Raw genomic sequence first — 20,883 nt, forward strand, 5'->3', positions numbered from 1 at the left:
TGAGGGGCGGCGCGGACCCGCGAGGAAAGCATGTTCACTCCCCTGCCGCCGGCTGCGACAGCGGCGCGTTGAGAACACCCGGCAGCGGCGAGGTGTCGCCATCCTTGGCCGCCTTCAGCGCCAGATGCACCAGCACGCCGAGATAGGCGATCAGCAACAGCAGGTAGAGAATGAGATAGATGGCGAGCGTCAGCGCGACATGGCTGCCCGCCACCGGGCCGACGGCGTCGGCGGTCTTCAGCACACCCGTCACCAGCCAGGGCTGGCGGCCGATCTCGGTCGTGTACCAGCCGGCCAGCGTCGCCAGCCAGCCCGACAGCGCCATCGGCACCATCAGCAGGGCGAGCGGCTTCGGCAAGCGGTGCCGGCGCTTGAGGAAGAAGGCCGCCGACCAGGAAACGGCAAGCATCAGAAGGCCGGTTCCGACCATGATGCGGAAACTCCAAAAGATGGGGAAGACCGGCGGATGGTTGCCCGGAAAATCGTTCAGCCCCGGCACGACGCCACTGGCGCTGTGCCGCAGGATCAAGCTTGCCCCGTCGGGAATGGTCACCTCGAACCTGTTCTCCTTCGCCGCCTCGTCGGGCAGGGCGAAGAGCACCAGCGGCACGTTGGGGCCGGTGTTCCAGTTGGCCTCCATGGCGGCGATCTTCTGCGGCTGGTGCTCCAGCGTGTTCAGCCCGTGCTGGTCGCCGGCCAAGATCTGGATCGGGATCAGGATCGCGGCGGTGAAGACGCCGGTGCGCAGCGCCTTCCCCATCGATTCCGAGCGGTCGCCATTGAGATAGCGCAGCGCCGACAGTCCCGCGATCAGGAACGAAACCGTCAGGCCTGAGGCGAGCAGCATGTGGACCAGGCGATAGGGCATCGAGGGGTTGAAGACGACGGCCCACCAGTCGACGGCATGCGCCTTGCCGTCGATCATCACGAAGCCGGCCGGCGTCTGCATCCAGGAATTCAGCGCGATGATCCAGAAGGCCGAGACCGTGGTGCCGCCGGCCACCAGCACGGTGGCCAGCGTGTGGATGCGGTTCGACACGCGGCGGAAACCGAACAGCATGATGCCGAGGAAGGCCGCCTCGAGGAAGAAGGCGGTCAGGATCTCGTAGGCGAGCAGCGGCCCGGCGATGTTGCCGACATGCTCCATGTAGCCCGGCCAGTTGGTGCCGAACTGGAAGCTCATGGTGACACCCGAGACCACGCCCATGGCGAAGGACAGAGCGAACACCTTCACCCAGGTGAAATAGGCACGCATCCAAGCGGAATCGTTGGTCGCGTTGTAGCGCAGCTTGAAGAACAGCAGCACCCAACCCAGCGCAATGGTGATCGTCGGAAACAATATATGGAACGAAATATTCGCGCCGAACTGCATGCGCGAAAGTATGAGCGGGTCCATGATGGGCTCCGGCTGCTGCAAGTATTCGCGAAGGATAGGCCCGAAGCGGGTTCAGGTCAAAGCGGCGTCCTGCCGCGAGGCCGAACGCCACAGGACAATTTTGCCGGTTGCAAGTGGCGCATTTTCGGCCGGTCCCCAAGCCTCGATGTCGAGAACTGTCAGCAGCGCCATTGACTTCCGGTTGCATGCGACGACAACAGGCCTATATCAGGGGACCTCTTTCAGGCAGCCGTTTCAGCCATGCCCTCCATCCTGTCCATTTCCGGGGTCTCCAAGACCTACGCCACCGGTTTCACGGCACTCAAGCAAGTCAATCTCGACATCCAGCGCGGCGAGATCTTCGCGCTGCTCGGTCCCAACGGCGCCGGCAAGACGACGCTGATCTCGATCGTCTGCGGCATCGTCAACCGCTCGTCGGGCACCGTCACCGTCGACGGCCACGACATCGGCCGCGATTATCGCGCCGCGCGCAGCCTGATCGGGCTGGTGCCGCAGGAGCTGACCATCGATGCCTTCGAGACGGTCTGGGCAACGGTCAACTACAGCCGCGGCCTGTTCGGCAAGCCGGCCAACCCGGCCTTTGTCGAGAAGGTGCTGCGCGACCTGTCGCTGTGGGACAAGAAGGACGCCAAGGCGATCACCCTGTCGGGCGGCATGAAGCGGCGGCTGATGATCGCCAAGGCGCTGTCGCATGAGCCGCGCATCCTGTTCCTCGACGAGCCGACCGCCGGCGTCGACGTCGAGCTGCGCCAGGACATGTGGGCGATGGTGCGGCGGCTGCGCGAGGACGGCGTCACCATCATCCTCACCACCCACTACATCGAGGAAGCCGAGGCGATGGCCGACCGCGTCGGCGTCATCAATCGCGGCGAGATCATCCTGGTCGAGGGCAAGGCCGAACTGATGCGCAAGCTCGGCCGCAAGCAGATGACGCTGGAGCTACGCGCGCCGCTGGACAGTGTGCCCGACGGGCTCTCGCACTATGCGCTGGAGCTGGCTCCGGACGGCAACCAGCTCACCTATACCTATGACAACCAGAGCGACCGGCCGGGCGTCGCCTCGCTGATCCGCGATCTCGAGGCCGCGGGGGTCCAGTTCCGCGATCTGGACACCAAGAACAGCTCGCTGGAAGAGATCTTCGTCAATCTTCTGAGGCAAGAGCCATGAACCTGCGCGCTGCCATGAACCTTCGTGCGGCCCCCAATTTTCGTGCTGTCTGGGCGATCTACCGGGTGGAGATGGCGCGTGCCTTCCGCACCGTGCTGCAGAGCATCATCTCGCCGGTCATTTCGACATCGCTCTATTTCGTCGTCTTCGGCTCGGCCATCGGCTCACGCATCACCGAGATCGACGGCATCAGCTACGGCGCCTTCATCGTGCCGGGCCTGATGATGCTGTCGCTCCTGACGCAATCGATCTCGAATGCGTCGTTTGCCATCTACTTCCCGAAATTCGTCGGCTCGATCTATGAATTGTTGTCGGCGCCGGTCTCCTATCTGGAGATCATCATCGCCTATGTCGGGGGTGCTGCGACCAAGTCGATCCTGCTCGGCCTGATCATCCTGGCGACTGCGGCGCTGTTCGTGCCGCTCAGGATCGAGCATCCGTTCTGGATGGTCGCTTTCCTGGTGCTGACCGCGGTGACCTTCAGCCTGTTCGGCTTCATCATCGGCATCTGGGCCAAGACCTTCGAACAGCTGCAGCTGGTGCCGCTTCTGATCGTCACGCCGCTGACCTTCCTGGGCGGCAGCTTCTATTCGATCCACATGCTGCCCGGCATCTGGAAGACGATCACGCTGTTCAACCCGGTCGTGTACCTGATCAGCGGCTTCCGCTGGAGTTTCTACGGCAAGGCCGACGTCTCCGTCGGCGTCAGCCTGGGCATGACGCTGGTCTTCCTGGCCGTCTGCATCGCCATCGTCGCCTGGATCTTCCGGACCGGTTACCGGCTGCGGAACTGACGCGGCTTCGCAGAATCCAGCTTCAAATGGCCTTGACCAGCCGCAGCAACCCCAGCATCTCGATATATGTCCCCTTACGGAAGGCGATGTAGACCGGCTCTTCCGCGCCATGGAAGCGGCGCTTGAACGCCGCCTGGCCCTGCAGGTTGAACCTGCGGCGGTTGATCCAGGGCGACTCGTAGGCGCGCTGAAAGATGTTTCGCCAGAACGCGCTTTCGGCAAATCCACCTTGGCCTATGTCGACCAGTGGCGACAGGCCAAGCGTGACCACGGAAACACCCTCTTCGCGAAACCGGTCGACGGCGAATTTGGTCAGCCCGATCTCGGCATGCGGCGAGGCGTCGACATGCTTGCGCTTGAAGGCGGTGGTGTAGCCAATCACCTTGCCGTCGGCGAACAGCGGGTCGAAGTCGAGCAGCGCGATCAGTTCGCCATCGGGACCATGCAGGACGAACCGGCGCATGTCGGTGCCGAGCTGATCGTTGAAGGGGCGGTTGAGGAAGCCCATCTCCCAGCGCTTGACGATGCGGTCGCCGCGCCAATTCTGCGAGAGCCGGGCGATCTCGTCGAGAAAGATGGTGCGTTTGTCCTCGTCGAAGGAAAACCCCTTCTTCAACAGCCAACGCTCGGAATAGCGCACCGTTTCGTTGCGCTTGCCGGAAAAGTCATGATGGGGTAGCGGCAGGCGGGTGTCGATGCCCAGCCGATTGATCTTGTAACCGAGCCCGGCCAGCACGCGTGCGGTCTCCCCGCCGATCTGCACGAACCATGGGTCGCCGGCGGTCTCGACAAAGCGCCTGATGTAGTCGGGCCGCTTGGCCGGAGCCGCCACCGGGTCGCCAAGCGCGAAGTGATGCCTCATCTTGGTGCCGAAGGCGATGTAGCCGTCGGCGTCGCCGAAATAGGAAAGCTTGCCCTGCACGGCGGTGGAATAGGCGAGCGAGAAGTCGCCATGGCGGCGAACCATTGCCAGCCGTTCGACATGCGTCAGCGCCTGGCGCTCGACCTTCGGCGAGGCACCCTCGAGGATATTGTCGAAATAGATCCGCAAGGAGGGCATTGTCGAGATTCCGCGTGCCGCCTGTGGTTCGACGCGCCTGCCGACACACCACGGCGCCTTGATTTTCGCGGGAAACCGAAATCGGTTGCGGGTTTCGAATTCCTGCGTCGGTAACAAGATCCGCCAGCCCCCCGGCCTCGAATCAATCAATTTGCCGCGACCTGATTATCGCCGATGCCGCCGATATGCCATATAGGACTGCATGTATTCGGACAGAAGCGGGCAATCCGCTCCATGTCGTTGTTTTGGCCGCATTTTCGCAACCCCAGTCGTTTCAGCTTGGCGGCGGAACGCTCTGGAGCGCAAGCGCGGCTCGGCGCAGGACCTCGGCAATCGGCTCCGATCTGCCACGGAGGGTCTGCGCGCGATCAAACGGTTACAGCACCCTGCAATGCGTTGCGGGGTGCCGTGGCGGTTGAATGGGACGAGAGAGTGAATGGCTGATACGACGACCAGGGCGATGGTGGAGCAGTTGGCGGCGATCGAGCCGGCGATCGTCATTGGCGCCGGCGCCGCCGGACTGGCCGTCGCCCAGGCTTTGATCAAGGCCGGCGTGCCGACCGCGATCCTCGAAAAGGAGAGCCGGCTGGCCGAGCCCTGGCACCGGCGCCACCAGCAGCTGCATCTCAACACCCATCGCGATCTGTCGGCGCTGCCCGGCCTTGCCTTTCCCAAGGGTACCCCCGCCTTCCCTCCCAGGAATGTCGTTATCCGCCATATGAACGATTTCCGTGAGGCGAACCGGCTGCCGGTGGAGTTTGGCGTCGCCGTCGAGACCATCATGTTCATGGGCGACCACTGGGCGGTCCGCACCAGCACCGGCTCGCGCCTCGCGCGTCATGTCATTGTCGCCACCGGCCGCGACAGGGAGCCTTTCACGCCGCGGTGGACGGGCATGCAGGCGTTCACGGGCCGGATCATCCATTCGGCGGATTTTGGCGACGCCAACACCTATGCCGGCAAGAAGGTGCTGGTCGTCGGCGCCGGCAATTCGGGCTTCGACGCCCTCAATCATCTGGCGGGCGTGGATACGGCGGCTCTGTGGCTGTCGGCCCGCAACGGCCCCGCCCTTCTGCCCAAGCGGATCGGCAAGATCGCCGTGCACCGGCTCTCGCCGCTCATGGCGCGCTTGCCGCTGCGCGTCGCCGATGCGGTGATGGCGCTGACGCAGCGCCTGGTTTTCGGCGACCTCACCAAATTCGGCATGCCGCCCGCGCCGGCGGGCGGCGCCAGCCGCCTGACCTCGGACTACACCGCGATCGCCGCGGACGACGGCGCCGTCGGCGCCATCAAATCGGGCAAGATCGTCGTGGTGCCCCCGATACGGGAGTTCACCCGTGACGGCGTGGTCCTGGCCAATGGCAGCCTGGTCGATCCCGACATCGTCATCGCCGCGACGGGCTACCGCACCGGGCTGGAGCGCATGGTCGGCAGTCTTGACGTGCTCGACGGCAAGGGCGTTCCGCTCTTCAACGGCGGCGACGCCGACCCGAAACTGCCGGGCCTGTGGTTCACCGGCATGCGGCCGAGCATTCGCGGCTGCTTCGCCAATGCCGCCATATTGGCCAAGGCGATCGCCGGCCGGATCGCCGGTTCCCACCCTCCATCCGGCGCGTCGCGCTGATCCCGGCTCGAGGAGCCGGCAATCATGCGTCTACAGGCATGCCGGATTTGAACGACGCAGCGATCGGACTCCATGCGAAAAGGAGGGGCCTCGGGTCCCGAAACCCCTCCTTCAGAGTTTTCACCTGAACTCAGACGGCGATCTTGCCGCCGCCCTGTTTGGTGATGGCGACGACCGCCGGCCGCACCGGCATGTCGGGCTTGAAATCGGGCCAGCGTGTCGACGGATCCTCATAGTAGGAGGGGCGGCCAAAGGCTTCCCAGTCTTCGCCGCCGTCGCCCGGATGCTGGACGGCGACGAAGGCGGTCTGGTCGTCGGGCGAAAACAGCGGACCGCACATTTCAGCGCCGATCGGCACGCGGAAGAACAGTTTCGAGGTCGCGCGCGCCGCGCCTTCGGTGTCGACCGCCCACAGGCCGTCGGTGCGGCCGGTGGCCTCCGGCCCCTGGCCGTCGGTGGCGACCCACAGGCGTCCGGCCGAATCGACCGCGCAATTGTCGGGCATGCCGAACCAGCCGTTGGCCGTCGTGGCGGTCGAGAAGGTGGCGCCGACATCGGCGACGGAATGATCGCCGCATTTCAGCAGCACTTCCCACTTGCCCTTCGTGGCGGCGAAGTCGCCGTCGCTCTCCGATATCTCGATGATGTGGCCAAAGGCGTTCGCGGCGCGCGGGTTGGCGGCATCGACCTGGTCGCCCTTGCGCTTGGAATTGTTGGTCAGCATGACATAGACCTTGCCGTTGACGGCATTGGGCTGGATGTCTTCCGGCCGGTCCATCTTGGTTGCGCCGAGCAGGTCTGCCGCGCGGCGCGTCTCGATCAGCACGTCGGCCTGGCCGGCAAAGCCGTTTTCGGCCGTCAGCGGGCCCTGGCCGAAGACGATCGGCAGCCATTCCACCGTGCCGTCCTCGGCGAATTTGGCGACATGCAGCGTGCCGTCGTCGAGCAGGTCCTTGTTGGCCAAGCGGTCGCTGGCGTTGAAGGTCCCCTTGGTGACGAATTTGTAGACATAGTCGAAGCGCTCGTCGTCGCCGAGATAAAAGACCACGCGGCCGTCCTTGGCGACGATCGATTCGGCGCCCTCATGCTTGAAGCGGCCCATGGCGGTGCGCTTCTTCGGGGTCGAATTCGGATCGTCGACGTCGACCTCGACGATCCAGCCGAAACGGTTCGGTTCGTTCGGCTCCTTGGCGAGGTTGAAGCGGTCGTAATGCGCGCCCCACTCATAGGCGCCTTCCGGGATGCCGAGGCGCTTGTAGTTGGCCGATTCCTGGTGGCCCTCCGGCAGTTCGCCGGAGAAGTAGCCGTGGATGTTCTCCTCGGCCATCACATAGGTGCCCCAGGGCGTGACGCCGCCGGCGCAGTTGTTGACGGTGCCGAGAACCTTCGTGCCGGATGGGTCGGCATTGGTCTTGACGCGGTCATGACCGGCGACCGGTCCGGACAGCGCCATTTCGGTGTTGGAGGTGATGCGGCGGTTCAGCTTGCCGTCGCGCACCACTTGCCATTTGCCCGACACCTTGCGGATCTCGACGATCGTGCCGCCATGCGCCGCCATCTCGACATCGACCTGCTCCTTGCTCAGCGGTGCGACCTCGGCTGCCTTCTTGCCGTCCTTCTCGACGATCTTGACGATGCCGGGGAACATCAGATGCGGGTTGGTGTATTCGTGGTTGACCACCAGCAGACCATGCTCGGCGGAGCCCTGGATCGGGATATAGCCGACATAGTCGTTGTTGTAGCCGAACTGTTTTGCCTGGGCCTCGGCCGACTGTTTGGTCGGATCGAATTCCGGCGAATCGGCGAACAGCGGGTCGCCCCAGCGCAGCAGCACGTCGGCGTCATAGCCTGGCGCGACATGGTGCTTGTCGTCGATGCCGGCCTCGAGCTCGTCGAATTTGAAGGCGGAGCCTTCGGCGGCGCGGGCGTCGTCCGCGGCGATCATGGCCAGCGGGCTGACGGTGGCGGCGATCGCCGAGACCGCGAGCGATCCCTTCAGGAAACCCCGGCGCGAGAACCGCGCGGCAATGATCTCGCCCATGGTGCGGTTGTCGGTGGGGTTGATGGCCGGTCCTTCGTTTTCCTCAAGCAGGCTGGTGCGGAATCGGGCGTCGGAGGAACGCTGTTCGGTCATGGGGCTTGCCTCTGGCTGTTGGAGTTGCTGGAGCTTGGGTACCTGTTCAATCCCGTACAGTCGGCTGATCACATTTTCGTGACATTATGCCTGTTCTGTTGCTTGCATGGTGCAGGTTGCTCACCCGGAATCTCGGACTTTGGTCCAAGCTTGCGCTTGCAAAGGTCCTGGAGGACAAACGCAACGGTCGGAGGCCGCTTCCGGCTACTACGTCTTTCGGCGATGTTGGCTGCAACGTTGAGGGTGGGCGCGCCGGCTCAATCGACGGAGACTAGGATGCGAAGATCGATCACGACCCGTTGTTTCCGGTTGGCGCTCGGATCGGCATCCGCGCTGGCGCTGACCGTCGCTCCCTACCACATTGCCTTTCATGGCTTCGCTCCAGGCCTCTACGCTGCCAGCGCACAGGCCGGCAAGGGCGGCGGGAACAGTGGCGGCGGAAATAGCGGGAACGGCGGCGGCAACAGCAGCGGCGGAAATAGCGGGAATGGCGGCGGCAACAGCGGCGGCGGAAATAGCGGGAACGGCAACGGCAACAATCCAGGAACGGGTAGTGGTGACGACGGCAGCGGCAACCCGGGATCCAGCCCGGGCCAGAACAACAGCGGCGCCAGCAGTCACGTCAACGTGGCGACCGGCGACAAGGTCGAAGTGGATGGCAAGAAGATCACGGTCCAGCATCCGGACGGCCTGACGGAAAAGATCGAGAACGGTCGTTTCAGGATGGAGGATGCCCTCGGTCGCACGATCATCGACCGTCGGGTTACGCCGGCCGATATCAGCCGTCTCAAGGCCTTGTGAAGCTGGCCAACAGGCAACGGTCAGTTTCGCATGTCACCTCCGCCGCCCCCGGCGGAGGTGACCTCTTTTTTGACCGCGCCGCGCGGCTTCCCGCATCGCGATCGCTATGGACGGTTCCTGTCACGGTCGCGAAACTCGCGCATCATGAGGGCCGCTTCCGTGCGGTTTCGCACGTTGAGTTTCGACAGCACCCCGGTCATGTGGTGTTTGACTGTCTTTTCCTGCAGGTCCAGCCGCAAGGCGACTTCCTTGTTGCTGAGCCCCTCGGCCACCAGCCGCAGGATTTCCGTCTGCCTCCCGGTGAGTTGCCGCAGGCGGTCCGTCGTGCCGTCGGCCGGCTGCAGGGACTGGAGATCGGAAAGCAGCCGGGCCGACAGCGTCGGCGAAAGATAGCTCTCGCCGGCCGCAACATTGCGCAGGATATCGGCGAGCGCGCGCGATCCGATACCTTTGAGGACATAGCCGCGCACCCCCGCGTTCAGCGCCGTGGTCACATCGGCATTGGCCTCTGAGACGGTCAGCATGACGATCTTCTGGGCAGGATGGTCGGCGAGGATGTTTGCAACCGCCGCCAGCCCGCCGCCCGGCATGGAGATGTCGAGCAGCAATATGTCGGGCCGCACCGTCGAAGCGAGGCGTTCCGCATCCTGCGCGGTCGCGCCCTCGCCGACCATTTCGAAGCCTCCGATCTCCGACAGGCTGCGCGTCACACCTTCGCGAAAAAGCGGATGATCATCGACAATGGCAATGCGAATAGCGCCAATCATGCTTGCTCCTCGACAGACAAACTGATCACCAACCGCGTGCCTTGCGGCCCGCTCAAGGTCTCGAACTGGCCGCCAATGCTCTCGACCCGTTCCCGCAGGCCGGCGAGCCCTAGCCCCTCCGCCCGTGCCGGATCGAAGCCTGGTCCGCCATCCGAAACTTCCACGAAAAGCCTGCCATTTTTCATCTCGGCACGCACCACCTGATCTTTGCCCTGTCCGTGGCGATAGGCGTTGTTCAGCCCTTCCTGCACGAAACGGTAGATGCTGATCTTCTCAGAGGCGCCGGGCTCGGGCAAATGTCCAGGCAATGTGAGCGTCACCGAGGTTCCCGTCCGGCGCTCGTGTTCGTTGACGGCCAGCCGCAATATATCCGTGGTGGCGGCCGTTTCTATCTGCGGCAGCACGAGGCCGGTGCAGATGCCGCGTATTTCGCGCATCGCATCTTCCAGCGTCTTGCGTATCATCGCGACCTCGGTCGAGCGGCTTTCGCCCCAGTGGCCGTCGCCGGAAAACACCGGGCTGTCCATGCGCAGCGCCGCCAGGGCCACGAGCTGGGCCGGACCGTCATGGAGGTCGGCGCCGATCCGGCGCAGATATCTTTCGTTGAGTGCGGTCGCGCGGCGCGACGCCCGCTGCACGCGGTGGCGCAAGGCGCTGTTCTGCGCCACCAGGCCTTGCAGCTCCGACACCTGGCGGCGCAGCGCTCCGCGCTGATCGTCGATGGTGCGGCTGCCGCGCAGGACGATGCCCGACAACAGCAGGAATGCCGTCAAGGTGGTGCCGGCCACGACAAGCCAGCTCGACAGCAGGGCCGAAGCCAGCGTGGCTTTGAAATCGCCGGCGACCTCGAAGAATTCGGTGACGGCCACCACGTCGCCGGACCAGGGTTCGCGCACCGGATTGTAGATCTCCAGCAGCGGTACGCCGACAGCCTGCTCCTTGCTTTCATTGCCGTCGAACGTGTCGAGTTGGGCGGTGACGCTGCCTTGGAATGCGGAACGCAGATTGTCGCTCAGATCGAAGCGGCGGCCGATCAAGGCCGCGTCCTTCGCATAGAGCACGGTGCCGTCGTGCCGCCAGAGCCTGAACGACACAAGGCGTTTGCCGAGCGCGCCCTGGCCAAGCGTCTCGTCGAGCGCCTGTTTGACGGACTCGCTCAGCTCCTCGCTCTTGCGCAGGTCCGGCAGCAGTGGTGCAATCACGCTGTCGACATAAAGTGCGGTCGTGGCGGCCGAATTGCGGATGACGCCGTCCCTGATCTGCATCGTCACCCAGAAGCCTACCACCAGCATGATGGCCAGAAGGCCAAAGCCGCCGGCAACGAGGAATTGCACGGCAAGGGAAAGCTCGCTCCAGCGCCGCGTCAAGTTCTGAAGAATACGAATCATCGGCTCCTGGCCAACCCCCTCTGTCAACAGGCCGGGCGGTGGCTGCACATTGAGCTTCAGTCTTGCCCTTGCCAAGACCTTCGTTCGAACGACGTCGCTTGACGTCCCGGCGTGCTTCGGAAACAAGAGCCGCGACACACATGGCGGGCACCGCTTCGAGGGGGATGGGACGTGAGCTTTTCGGGACTGCTCCAGCTTGGCTTTTCAACGGTGATCTTCCTTTTGGCGGCAACCGCCGCCAAGCAATGGGGATTGGCGCCGAGCCTGGGCAAGATCCTGCTGACCCTCGCGCTCTATTCGCTAGGCAACCTGATCATGCTGCGGCTGATCCGCGAATTCGGCATGTCGGTGTCGTTCAGCCTGTCGGCCGTCATCCAGCTGGTCTCGGTCAACGTCGTGGCGCTGCTGTTCTTTGGCGAGCGCGTCAACGCGTTGCAGGCGACCGGCATCGTGCTGGCGGTCGCCGCCGTGGCGCTGATCACGCTCGGGCCCTATCTGCAGGGGCGATAATCGAGATGAAGACTGCGACACCGGCCCGATGAAAGATACCGCCAACACCCTGCTCAACCGAATCGAATTCCCGGTCCTCCTGGCCGGCCTTGTCATCGCCGGTGGGCTGTGGGGCTTCGTGGAGTTGATGGAGGTGGCGCGGGCGACCGCGCCGCACGGCTTCGACACGGAAATCCTGCTTGCTTTCCGCCAGGCGGGCCAGCCCGGCGTTCCGGTCGGTCCGCCGTGGCTGGAAGGGGCGATGCGCGACATAACCAGCCTTGGCAGCCCCAGCGTGTTGGTGCTGATCACCACGGCGGCGATCATCTACCTGCTGTTGATCCGCAGGCCGGGAACCGCACTTCTCATTTTCGTCGCCGTGGCGGGGGGACAGGTTCTGTCGAGCCTTTTGAAGGTCGGCGTCGACCGGCCGCGGCCCGAGCTCGTCTCGCATCTGGTCAGCGAAACGTCGCTTTCCTTCCCCAGTGGCCACGCCTTGCTGTCGGCGGTGACCTACCTCACGCTCGGTTCGCTCGCGGCGCGTTTCCTGCATGGCCGCGCGACGAAGGTCTATGTCCTGGCACTCGCCGTGCTGACGACGGTGCTGGTCGGCGTCAGCCGCGTCTATCTCGGCGTCCACTGGCCGTCGGATGTGCTGGCAGGCTGGTGCGCGGGCTTCGCCTGGGCGATGTTGTGCTGGTTGGCCGCGCGGCTCCTGCAGCGGCGCAGTGTGGTCGGCGAAAGCGAGTGATTTCATATGTTTGAACCATGCCTGATGATGCTTGAAACGTCAGAATGATAGTATTATACGTTATGTCTGCAGACTCAGACATGGGTTCCGGCCGATGATCACTGCCGCGCAGATGCGTGCCGCAAGGGCGTTGGCCGGCATCGACCAGAAGACACTCGCCGAGCGCGCCGGCGTCTCGCTTCCGACCATCCAGCGCATGGAAGCGAGCGACGGCGTGGTCAGGGGCGTGGTCGATACGCTGATGAAGGTCATCCAGGCTCTCGACGAGGCCGGGGTGGAGTTGATCGGCGAGAACCAGGCCAGCGAACGCGGCGGCAGGGGCGTGCGCCTCAAGCCCGCCGTGCCGCCAGGTCCCAAGGCTGAGCCGGCATAAGTCGCGACGGCGACCGCCGACAGTCCTGCCGACGATCCCGCCGCCTTTCAGGTGCGGAAGGCAGTCCATGGATCAGATACGGCGGGCAGGGCATCAATCGGCCCATAAGGCGGCCCATAGGCCGGCAAAGCCGACATTTTCCGAATTGTTCACGCCGAAACTCGTGACGGTCTGGCGGGAGGGTTACCACCTGCCGCAATTCAAGGCCGACTTCATGTCCGGCCTGACGGTCGCCATCGTTGCGCTGCCGCTGTCGATGGCAATCGCGATCGCATCGGGCGTGACGCCGGAGCGTGGCCTCTACACCTCCATCGTCGGCGGCTTCATCATCTCGGCATTGGGCGGCAGCCGCTTCCAGATCGGTGGGCCGGCCGGCGCTTTCATCGTGCTGGTGGCGGCCACGGTTGCCCGCGTCGGCGTTGACGGCCTGCTGCTGGCGACGATGATGGCCGGTGTGTTCCTGCTCGCCATCGGCTACCTCCGGCTCGGCACCTACATCAAGTTCATCCCCTATCCGGTCACCGTCGGCTTCACTGCCGGCATTGCCGTCATCATCTTCTCCGGCCAGATCGTCGAACTGTTCGGATTGACCCTGCCGGGCAAGGAGCCCGGACCGTTCGTGCCAAAACTGATCGCGCTTGGCGAGGCGGCCAGCACGATCAACCCCGCCGCGACCTTCGTGGCGGTGCTGACCATCGCGACCATCGCCTTGCTGAAGCGCTGGCGGCCGAAATGGCCGGCCATGCTGATCGCCATCGGGCTCGCCTCGCTCGTCGTGGCGCTGCTTGCGCTGCCGGCCGAGACGATCGGCACGCGCTATGGCGGCATCCCGCGCAGCCTGCAATGGCCGGCCCTGCCGCCGGTCGGCCTCGGCAGGATGATAGAGGTCCTGCCGGACGCCATCGCCTTCGCGCTGCTCGGCGCCATCGAGTCGCTGCTGTCGGCCGTCGTCGCCGACGGCATGACGGGCCGGCGGCACCGGTCGAATTGCGAGCTGGTGGCGCAGGGCTTCGCCAACATCGCCTCTGCCCTGTTCGGCGGCATCTGCGCCACCGGCACCATCGCCCGCACCGCCACCAATGTGCGGGCCGGCGCGCACGGGCCGTTCTCGGGAATGGTGCATTCGGCGATCCTGCTCGTGCTGATGCTGGTGGCGGCGCCGCTCGCCAGCTACATCCCGCTCTCGGCCCTTGCCGGCGTGCTGGCGGTGGTCTGCTGGAACATGTTCGAAAAACAGGCCTTCGCCACGCTGCTGCGCGCGTCGCGCGGCGATGCGCTGGTGCTGATGGCGACCTTTCTCATCGTCGTCTTCCGCGACCTGACCGAAGGCATCGTCGTCGGCTTCGCGCTCGGCTCGATCCTGTTCATCGACCGCATGGCCAAGTCGGTCGCGGTCGAGGCGGATCTGGTGCAGGACGACGTCGCCGACCGCATCAATGGCGCCGGCGCCTATGATTCCAGCGAGGCGAGCGACGCCGACACCGTCGTCTACCGTATCTCGGGCGCTTTCTTCTTCGGCGCCGCCTCCACCGTCGGCAGCGTGCTCGACCGCATCGCCGATCAGCGTCGCAACTTCATCCTCGACTGTTCCGCCGTGCCGCTCTTCGATTCGACGGCGGCCAATGTCATCGAAAGCGCGGCCCACAAGGCCAGGCGCGCCGGTGTGCGCTTCATCATATCAGGTGCGTCGCCGCAGATACGGCGCATGCTGATCAACCACGGCGTCAAGCGGCCGCTGGTGACCTACGCCGCCTCGATCCGCGACGCGCGGGCACAGCTGGCGGGAGAACGAGAGGCACAGTAGCTCTCGCTCGAGGCGCGGCGTCGGCCGACTCCTATCTGTTCAGCGATCCCGGACCGCTGACGAAGGGGCTGCCCCTGAGATAGAATCGCAGCAGGCGGTCGGCATCCTTCGAAATGCCGATCCTGGTGCTCTGCCCGATTTCGCCGGGCTCGTGGTCATCGCTTGCCAGCCATAGAGGGCCTTCCCGGCACAGGTCGAGGCCATCGAGCGACCGGTCGACCCGTAACGCCGCGGCCAGCCGTCCCGGCCCACGCGTCAGGTCACGCAAGCGCTCTGTGCCCCGGTTCAGCCGCATGATCGCGATACCTTCCAGCGGCTCGAGGGCCCGGATCAGCACGCCGGTACCGATCCCCGGCATGTCGCTCGAGACATTTAGCATGTAGGAGACGCCATAGGCGAGATAGACATAGGCGTGCCCCCGCTCGAGGAACAGCGAGCGGTTGCGCGGGGTCATCCCCCGATAGCCGTGCCCGGCGGCATCGCCGGCGACATAGGCTTCGGTCTCGACGATGCGGCCGCTGACCCTGCCTTCCGGCAAGTCGCGCACCACCACCTTGCCGATGAGAGTACGGGCGAGGGACACGGTATCGTTCGGCAAGTCCTCGCGGCCGATCGGCCGGTGACTATCCCTGTGCTTCACGGTCGCCACAACCCGACGGATCGAAGTCCTTCCGCAGTCAACCCGCGGCGGCCAAATCCTCCGGCGACGGAGCGCCGGCAAGATCGTCGCGCGCCTTGCGGGCTAGTTTCTTCGTCGAGTGCTTGGGGCTGTCGCCAAACAGTTCGGTGGCCTCGGCGAGACAGGTTTTCCTCAGGCTCTTTTCCGAACGCTTCAGCAGCTTGCTAAGAAGCTTTGTATCCGACGGCGGCCCAAGCGGCTCGCCGTCGGTCTCGAGCAGTGCGCGCATGACGAACACATCATGCAACTCGCCGAGCCGCTCGCCCAGCGTATCGACGGCCTTGCGCCGCGCCTTGATCGGCGCCGGCCAAAGCCTGCCCAGCAGCGAGAGATGCATGCCATGTGTCTTGGCCGCCTTGCGCAGGTCGTGGAAGTCGTCGGCTTCGCCGCGCGAGCCGGCCTTGTCGAGCGCCTTCCTGGCGCGGCGCAAGATGGCACGGGCGCCTTCGGCAAGCACGTCGGCGGCCTGTTCCGGCTGGTCGGGCAAGGCAAGACTTTCGATCCGCTTCATGCCGTCCTCGCAGGCCGCGGTCGCCGCGCCGATTGCTGCCCGAAGGCCGGCGCCCTCAAGCAGATCATGCTGGCGGGCGACCAGCCTGTCGCGTACGGCATCAAGCCCGCCATCGGCGCTTTCCTTGCGAAAATCCGCCGCCAGCCGGTCGATGGTCTCGATCAGCGCCGTCGCCTCACGGGGGCCGGCAAGCAGCGCCGCCACATTCCTGTAGCAATGGTTCTCGGTCGTGCAGAATGTATCGTCTCCGGAATGAACCAGCCGCAGCAAGGCGCGCGCGCTCTTGAGCCGCTTGCGGCACTTATGCACTCCCTGTTCCGGCCGGCTGCGCGCCGTGTCCAGATGCTGGAGGGCCTTGCCAATTTCCTCGGCAAGGATGCGCCTGACCTCACCGGTCAACGGCAGGCGCGGGTCGATGCGAAAGCTCATGCGGCGATCTCCGGAATCCCCCCGAGGGCGAGCGACGCGTTGTAAAACTTCTGCTCGCCGGTGACTTCTCGGCCGAGCCAGTCTGGCAGCATTTCGTCCGGCACGTCCTCCGGCGTCTCGAGTTCGGCCACCACAAGTCCCGCGAGCCCGCCGCCAAAAACGTCGACTTCATAGAGATAGCCGCGATGCCTAACATGGTGACGTGTCTTCTCGATGACACGTCCGATGGCGAAGGCCAGCATCTCCAGAGCGTCGGCCAACGGGATCGGGTATTCGAATTCGTCACGCTCACGCGCCGCGTGCCCGAATTTGAGCGTCAGCTTGGCGGCGGCGCCGTCACTGATGCGGATGCGGACGGTTCGCCCAGGCGCGGTGGCGAGGTAGAACTGGAGAATGCGGATATCCGCCTCGACCAGTTCCCGCCACGCGGTGCTGGAGACCAGGAACTTGCGCTCGACTTCCTTGCCCATGGCCGCGCACTAAAGCGTCTGCCGCGGGCGATGGCAAGACGGCTATGTCCACAAGTTGACTTTAATCAATCGATTGATTAAAGTTCGGCATGACCAGATCGCCAATCACGGGAACTCCGCGCCGCCAACCAGCCCCGGCGGAGCTGACGCGCGCCGCGCTTGTTCGCGCGGCGTTGAAACTGTTCGGCCGGCAGGGTTTCGATGGCACCTCGACCCGCGAGATCGCGGCGGAAGCGCAAGCCAATATCGGCTCGATCGCCTATCATTTCGGCGGCAAGGAAGGCCTTCGCACTGCCGCCGCCGACTATATCGTCGAAACCATCCAGACGATCGCCGGCCAGGCGCTCGGCAGCGGCCAGCCGGGAGCGGCAAGCGATCCGGAAGCGGCGCGCGCGCAGCTTTTCGTGGCGTTGGAGCGGATGGTCGGTTTCATCGTGGCGCAGCCGCAGGCCGGCGAGATCGTGCAATTCGTTCTGCGTGAGCTGTCGCATCCGACGGCGGCGCTCGACCGCATCTATGATGGCGTCTTCGAGCCGACGCATCGCCGGCTGTGCGTGATCTGGGAGCAGGCGACCGGCGAGCCGGCTGAAAGCGAACGGACCCGGCTGACCGTGTTCACGCTGATCGGCCAGGTCATCTATTTCCGCATCGGCCGCGAAGCGGTGATGCGCCGCATGGGCTGGCATGACATCGGCGCCGCCGAGGCCGCCAAGGTCGTTGCGGTCACCACGGACAACCTCAGCGCCATACTGGCCGCCAGAAAAGGGACGGGGATGAAGGGGCAAAGACCATGAGCTTGCTGTGTTCGCTGCCGCTCGCCGCGCAGCTTTTCGGGGCCTGTGCGCCCACCGCCCCGCTGGCCGTCGGCTATGTCGAAGGCGACTATGTGCTGCTGGCGCCGATCGAGGTGGCGCAGGTCGAGGCAGTTGCCGTGAAGCGCGGCGATCGCGTCACGCCCGGCACGACGGTGGTGACGCTGGAAAGCGCCGACGCAAAGATCGCGGTGGCGCAGGCCGAGGCAAGCCTCGCCCAGGCGCAGGCACAGCTTGCCGACCTGCAGGTCGGCAAGCGGCCGGAGGAAATCGCCGCGCTCAAGGCTCAGGTCGACATGGCCAAGGCGCAGGCCGATGACGCAAAGCGAAAATACGACCGCGCCGCCGATCTGTTCAAGCGCGGCACCGGCACCCAGGCCGATTACGACACGGCTTCGGCGACGCTGGAGACCGCCAACGCCCAGGTCGGGCAGGCTGAGGCCAATCTCGCCGTCGGCGGCCTGCCGGCGCGCGCCGAGACGATCAAGGCCGCCGACAATCAGGTCAAGCAGGCGCGGGCCGCGTTGCAGCAGGCCGAGTGGCGGCTGTCGAAACGGGTGCTGGCGGCGCCGTCGCCCGGCCGCGTCAACGATGTCATTCGCAATCCAGGCGATACAGCCGGGCCGACGGCGCCTGTCATCTCCATGCTGCCCGACGGCGCGGTCAAGCTCACCGTCTATATACCGGAAACCGCCTTCGCTTCCGTCAAGGTGGGCAGCCTGCTCAAAGTTCGTTGCGACGGTTGCGGCCCGGACGTGAAGGCGCGCGTCAGCTATGTCTCGCCCGACCCCGAATTCACGCCGCCGGTGATCTATTCGCTCGAGAACCGGCAGAAGCTGGTCTATCTCGTCGAGGCGCGGCCGGAGGGCGATGCGGGTCTGCTGCAGCCCGGCCAGATTGTCGACGTCGATCTCGCGGAAACGGCGAAATGAACGTCATCGACGTTCATGGCCTGGTCAAGCGGTTCGGCGACAAGACCGTCGTCGACCATGTGACGATGGCGGTCGCCGAAGGCGAGATCGTCGGCTTCCTCGGCCCCAATGGTTCGGGCAAGACCACCACCATCCGCATCATGTGCGGCCTGCTGACGCCGGATGAGGGCGAAGGCACGGTGCTGGGGTTCAACATCCGCACCGACTCGCTCCGGATCAAGCGCGAAGTCGGCTACATGACGCAGAAATTCTCGTTCTACGAGGATCTGACGATCGGCGAGAACCTCGAATTCGTGGCGCGGCTCTACCAATTGAAGCCGGTCGAAGAGTACGTGGCCAAGACACTCGATGAGCTTGGGCTGGCCAGCCGCCGCAACCAGTTGGCCGGCACCTTGTCCGGCGGCTGGAAGCAGCGGCTGGCGCTGGCCGCCTGCATCATGCACAAGCCGAGGCTGCTTTTGCTCGACGAGCCGACGGCCGGCGTCGACCCGAAGGCGCGGCGCGAATTCTGGGACGAGATCCATCACCTCGCCAGCGGCGGTCTCACCGTGCTGGTCTCCACCCACTACATGGATGAAGCCGAGCGTTGCCACCGCATCAGCTACATCTCCTACGGCAAGATGCTGGCCACCGGCACCGTCGCCGAGGTGGTGCAGAATGCCGGGCTGACCACGTTCGTTGTCCAGGGCCCACGTCTCGACAAGCTGGCCGAAACGCTGCAGGGCCGCCCCGGCGTCGACCAGGTGGCGCCGTTCGGCGCGACGCTGCATGTCGTCGGCTCCGACAAGAAGAAGCTCGAAACGGCCCTCGCCGATGTCGAGAAGCAATACAAGGGCGTGACGGTGGCACCAGGTGAGACCAGCCTCGAGGACGTCTTCATCCAGTTCATGTCGGGTTCGAAGGACAACATGGCATGAGCAGCGTCTTTTCCTTTGCCCGGCTCGGCGCGCTGCTGATCAAGGAATTCATCCAGATGCGGCGCGACCGCATCACCTTCGCCATGATGCTCGGCGTGCCCCTGGTGCAGCTGGTGCTGTTCGGCTTCGCCATCAACAATGATCCGAAGGGCTTGCCGACGGCCCTGGTGGCGATGAGCAACGACCAGTATACGCGCGCCATGGTCTCCGCGCTGCAGGTGACGGGCTACTATCGTTTCGACCATGTGGCCCAGAGCGCCGAAGAGGCGGAGTTCCTGATGGCGCGCGGCGACGTGTCCTTCGTCGTCACGATCCCGGCCGACTTCGCCAGGCGCGTCGAGCGCGGCGACAATCCGCGGATCCTGATCGAGGCGGACGCGACCGATCCCTCGGCCGCGAGCGGCGCCATTTCCACGCTGAGCACGATCGCCGGCCAGGCGCTGCTGCGCGCCCAGGGCATGCAGGCCGCCGCCGCCGAGAACGCCAGACAGCAGCTCCAGGTGGTGGTGCATCAGCGCTACAATCCGGAAGGCATCTCGCAGTACAACATCGTGCCCGGCCTGCTCGGCGTCATCCTGCAGATGACCATGGTGATGATGACGGCCATGGCGCTGACCCGCGAAACCGAGCGCGGCACGATGGAAAACCTGCTCGCCATGCCGTCGAGCCCCGCCGAGATCATGCTGGGCAAGGTGCTGCCCTTCCTTGTCGTCGGCGCGGTGCAGGTTGCGGTGGTGCTGGTGGCGGCGAAGCTCCTGTTCGATATCCCGTTCGTCGGCAGCCTGACACTGCTCTTGTCGTCGGTGCTTGTCTTCGTGCTTTCGCTGGTGCTGCTCGGCTATACCATCTCGACCATGGCCCGCTCGCAGATGCAGGCGATGCAGCTCACCTTCTTTTTCTTCCTGCCCTCGCTGCTGCTGTCGGGCTTCATGTTCCCCTACCGCGGCATGCCGGGCTGGGCCCAGGCGCTGGGCGAAATCTTCCCGCTGACGCATTTCCTGCGCATCACCCGGTCGGTCATGCTCAAGGGGGCCGATTTCCATGCAATCGCGGTCGAGATCGGCTGGCTCGCCGTGTTCGTGCTGGTGTTCGCGGGCACTGCGCTGTTGCGGTTCAGGCGCACGCTGGATTAAAGTTGATTGGAATACAACGCTCGGAAGAAACTATCCCCGTATCGGCTGAACTTGACCTTGGCCCAAGCAGCGATAGCGATCTCTTCGTCCGTGACCGCTCGCCTGTATTCCATTGTTATCCTCATGCCTCCGCCCTCTAAGCCATTGTCAATTATGGTCATTCTCGGGCTTCCATCCGAGAAATAGATATACCAATATGCAAAAAGGACGAGATATCGCTTGCCGATGGAGGTTGCGTAACTCTCGATGGCCTGAACTGCCGCCTGAACGGCGTCAAAAGATTTCGAGCGCAGTGCTCGCTCAAGCGTGACGAACAGTAGGAATAGATCTTTGTCGATAAGGATGGGGTTGCCATCCCCTGTATTCTTTACGCCACGGAGTGTCAGTTTCCGCCTCGTGGCAAGGTAGATCGAAAGGGCCATAATTACTCGAAAACCGTGTTCGCTGCGCTG

21 protein-coding genes are annotated in these 20,883 nt (G+C 64.6%); 12 read left to right on the forward strand and 9 right to left on the reverse strand.

The genetic code is table 11. The annotated features are described in order from the left end of the window. Positions 1-34: 34 nt before the first annotated feature. Complete coding sequence (locus tag FJ930_RS21090) at positions 35-1,396, reverse strand: cytochrome ubiquinol oxidase subunit I (RefSeq protein WP_141839959.1); 1,362 nt, start codon at positions 1,394-1,396, stop codon at positions 35-37. Between the two features lie 240 nt (positions 1,397-1,636). Here FJ930_RS21090 and FJ930_RS21095 point away from each other — a divergent pair, with 240 nt between their 5' ends. Continuing rightward, on the forward strand, positions 1,637-2,563 hold the full coding sequence (locus FJ930_RS21095; protein ID WP_140740652.1) for an ABC transporter ATP-binding protein: 927 nt from the start codon (positions 1,637-1,639) through the stop codon (positions 2,561-2,563). A gap of 14 nt (positions 2,564-2,577) precedes the next feature. Beyond that, on the forward strand, positions 2,578-3,357 hold the full coding sequence (locus tag FJ930_RS21100) for an ABC transporter permease (RefSeq protein ID WP_140740816.1): 780 nt from the start codon (positions 2,578-2,580) through the stop codon (positions 3,355-3,357). Positions 3,358-3,379: 22 nt separating this feature from the next. Here the strand turns inward: FJ930_RS21100 and FJ930_RS21105 are convergent, their stop codons facing one another. Then, complete coding sequence (locus FJ930_RS21105) at positions 3,380-4,417, reverse strand: phosphatidylglycerol lysyltransferase domain-containing protein (protein ID WP_141839960.1); 1,038 nt, start codon at positions 4,415-4,417, stop codon at positions 3,380-3,382. Positions 4,418-4,853: 436 nt separating this feature from the next. Between FJ930_RS21105 and FJ930_RS21110 the strand changes: the two genes are divergently transcribed. After that, positions 4,854-6,041: an NAD(P)/FAD-dependent oxidoreductase gene (locus FJ930_RS21110; RefSeq protein WP_141839961.1), complete on the forward strand. Its 1,188-nt coding sequence runs from the start codon at positions 4,854-4,856 to the stop codon at positions 6,039-6,041. A 130-nt stretch (positions 6,042-6,171) separates the two neighbouring features. Here the strand turns inward: FJ930_RS21110 and FJ930_RS21115 are convergent, their stop codons facing one another. Beyond that, positions 6,172-8,175 carry a PhoX family phosphatase gene (locus FJ930_RS21115; RefSeq protein ID WP_141839962.1) on the reverse strand — a complete coding sequence of 668 codons (2,004 nt, stop codon included), beginning with the start codon at positions 8,173-8,175 and terminating at the stop codon, positions 6,172-6,174. A 276-nt stretch (positions 8,176-8,451) separates the two neighbouring features. Between FJ930_RS21115 and FJ930_RS21120 the strand changes: the two genes are divergently transcribed. Beyond that, positions 8,452-8,976 (forward strand): hypothetical protein, encoded by a 525-nt coding sequence (locus FJ930_RS21120; protein WP_141840037.1) that lies wholly within the window; start codon positions 8,452-8,454, stop codon positions 8,974-8,976. Positions 8,977-9,080: 104 nt separating this feature from the next. Here FJ930_RS21120 and FJ930_RS21125 read toward each other — a convergent pair whose 3' ends face one another. Both FJ930_RS21125 and FJ930_RS21130 read right to left on the reverse strand, forming a co-directional pair. Beyond that, positions 9,081-9,743, reverse strand: coding sequence for a response regulator transcription factor (locus FJ930_RS21125; protein WP_140740667.1), 663 nt, complete (start codon positions 9,741-9,743; stop codon positions 9,081-9,083). Continuing rightward, positions 9,740-11,131, reverse strand: coding sequence for a sensor histidine kinase (locus FJ930_RS21130; protein WP_141839963.1), 1,392 nt, complete (start codon positions 11,129-11,131; stop codon positions 9,740-9,742). The genes FJ930_RS21125 and FJ930_RS21130 overlap by 4 nt, the downstream gene beginning before the upstream one ends. 171 nt (positions 11,132-11,302) lie before the next feature. Here FJ930_RS21130 and FJ930_RS21135 point away from each other — a divergent pair, with 171 nt between their 5' ends. From FJ930_RS21135 to FJ930_RS21150, 4 genes are all read left to right on the forward strand, one after another. Then, positions 11,303-11,641: a hypothetical protein gene (locus tag FJ930_RS21135; RefSeq protein ID WP_140699180.1), complete on the forward strand. Its 339-nt coding sequence runs from the start codon at positions 11,303-11,305 to the stop codon at positions 11,639-11,641. A gap of 28 nt (positions 11,642-11,669) precedes the next feature. Then, a complete protein-coding gene (locus tag FJ930_RS21140) occupies positions 11,670-12,371 on the forward strand; it encodes a phosphatase PAP2 family protein (protein ID WP_141839964.1) in 702 nt (233 codons plus the stop codon). 94 nt (positions 12,372-12,465) lie between these two features. Next, positions 12,466-12,744, forward strand: coding sequence for a helix-turn-helix transcriptional regulator (locus tag FJ930_RS21145; protein ID WP_140740676.1), 279 nt, complete (start codon positions 12,466-12,468; stop codon positions 12,742-12,744). A 67-nt stretch (positions 12,745-12,811) separates the two neighbouring features. Next, positions 12,812-14,548 (forward strand): SulP family inorganic anion transporter, encoded by a 1,737-nt coding sequence (locus FJ930_RS21150; protein WP_140740679.1) that lies wholly within the window; start codon positions 12,812-12,814, stop codon positions 14,546-14,548. Between the two features lie 31 nt (positions 14,549-14,579). On the opposite strand, the gene FJ930_RS21155 is transcribed toward FJ930_RS21150, so the two are convergent. Genes FJ930_RS21155 through FJ930_RS21165 form a run of 3 tightly spaced genes read right to left on the reverse strand, consistent with a single transcriptional unit; the run spans position 14,580 to position 16,637 of the window. Then, a complete protein-coding gene (locus FJ930_RS21155; protein WP_246676975.1) occupies positions 14,580-15,197 on the reverse strand; it encodes a DNA-3-methyladenine glycosylase in 618 nt (205 codons plus the stop codon). A 28-nt stretch (positions 15,198-15,225) separates the two neighbouring features. Beyond that, the gene (locus FJ930_RS21160) at positions 15,226-16,167 is read right to left on the reverse strand and encodes a CHAD domain-containing protein (RefSeq protein WP_140740683.1); all 942 of its coding nucleotides are present in this window, start codon (positions 16,165-16,167) and stop codon (positions 15,226-15,228) included. Continuing rightward, positions 16,164-16,637 carry a CYTH domain-containing protein gene (locus FJ930_RS21165; RefSeq protein ID WP_141839966.1) on the reverse strand — a complete coding sequence of 158 codons (474 nt, stop codon included), beginning with the start codon at positions 16,635-16,637 and terminating at the stop codon, positions 16,164-16,166. Before FJ930_RS21165 ends, FJ930_RS21160 begins: the two co-directional genes overlap by 4 nt. An 89-nt stretch (positions 16,638-16,726) precedes the next feature. Between FJ930_RS21165 and FJ930_RS21170 the strand changes: the two genes are divergently transcribed. Genes FJ930_RS21170 through FJ930_RS21185 form a run of 4 tightly spaced genes read left to right on the forward strand, consistent with a single transcriptional unit; the run spans position 16,727 to position 20,431 of the window. Further along, positions 16,727-17,431 (forward strand): CerR family C-terminal domain-containing protein, encoded by a 705-nt coding sequence (locus FJ930_RS21170; protein ID WP_141839967.1) that lies wholly within the window; start codon positions 16,727-16,729, stop codon positions 17,429-17,431. Continuing rightward, positions 17,428-18,381 carry an HlyD family efflux transporter periplasmic adaptor subunit gene (locus FJ930_RS21175; protein WP_140740689.1) on the forward strand — a complete coding sequence of 318 codons (954 nt, stop codon included), beginning with the start codon at positions 17,428-17,430 and terminating at the stop codon, positions 18,379-18,381. The genes FJ930_RS21170 and FJ930_RS21175 overlap by 4 nt, the downstream gene beginning before the upstream one ends. Beyond that, complete coding sequence (locus FJ930_RS21180) at positions 18,378-19,298, forward strand: ABC transporter ATP-binding protein (protein WP_141839968.1); 921 nt, start codon at positions 18,378-18,380, stop codon at positions 19,296-19,298. Before FJ930_RS21175 ends, FJ930_RS21180 begins: the two co-directional genes overlap by 4 nt. Then, positions 19,295-20,431, forward strand: a complete 1,137-nt coding sequence (locus FJ930_RS21185) for an ABC transporter permease (protein WP_141839969.1) — start codon at positions 19,295-19,297, stop codon at positions 20,429-20,431. Before FJ930_RS21180 ends, FJ930_RS21185 begins: the two co-directional genes overlap by 4 nt. Here FJ930_RS21185 and FJ930_RS21190 read toward each other — a convergent pair. Next, the gene (locus tag FJ930_RS21190) at positions 20,428-20,853 is read right to left on the reverse strand and encodes a hypothetical protein (protein WP_141839970.1); all 426 of its coding nucleotides are present in this window, start codon (positions 20,851-20,853) and stop codon (positions 20,428-20,430) included. The two genes, FJ930_RS21185 and FJ930_RS21190, sit on opposite strands and share 4 nt — an antisense overlap. Between the last annotated feature and the right edge of the window lie 30 nt (positions 20,854-20,883).

The sequence above is a fragment of the Mesorhizobium sp. B2-4-15 genome, assembly GCF_006658505.1.
In the GTDB taxonomy this organism is placed as follows: domain Bacteria; phylum Pseudomonadota; class Alphaproteobacteria; order Rhizobiales; family Rhizobiaceae; genus Mesorhizobium.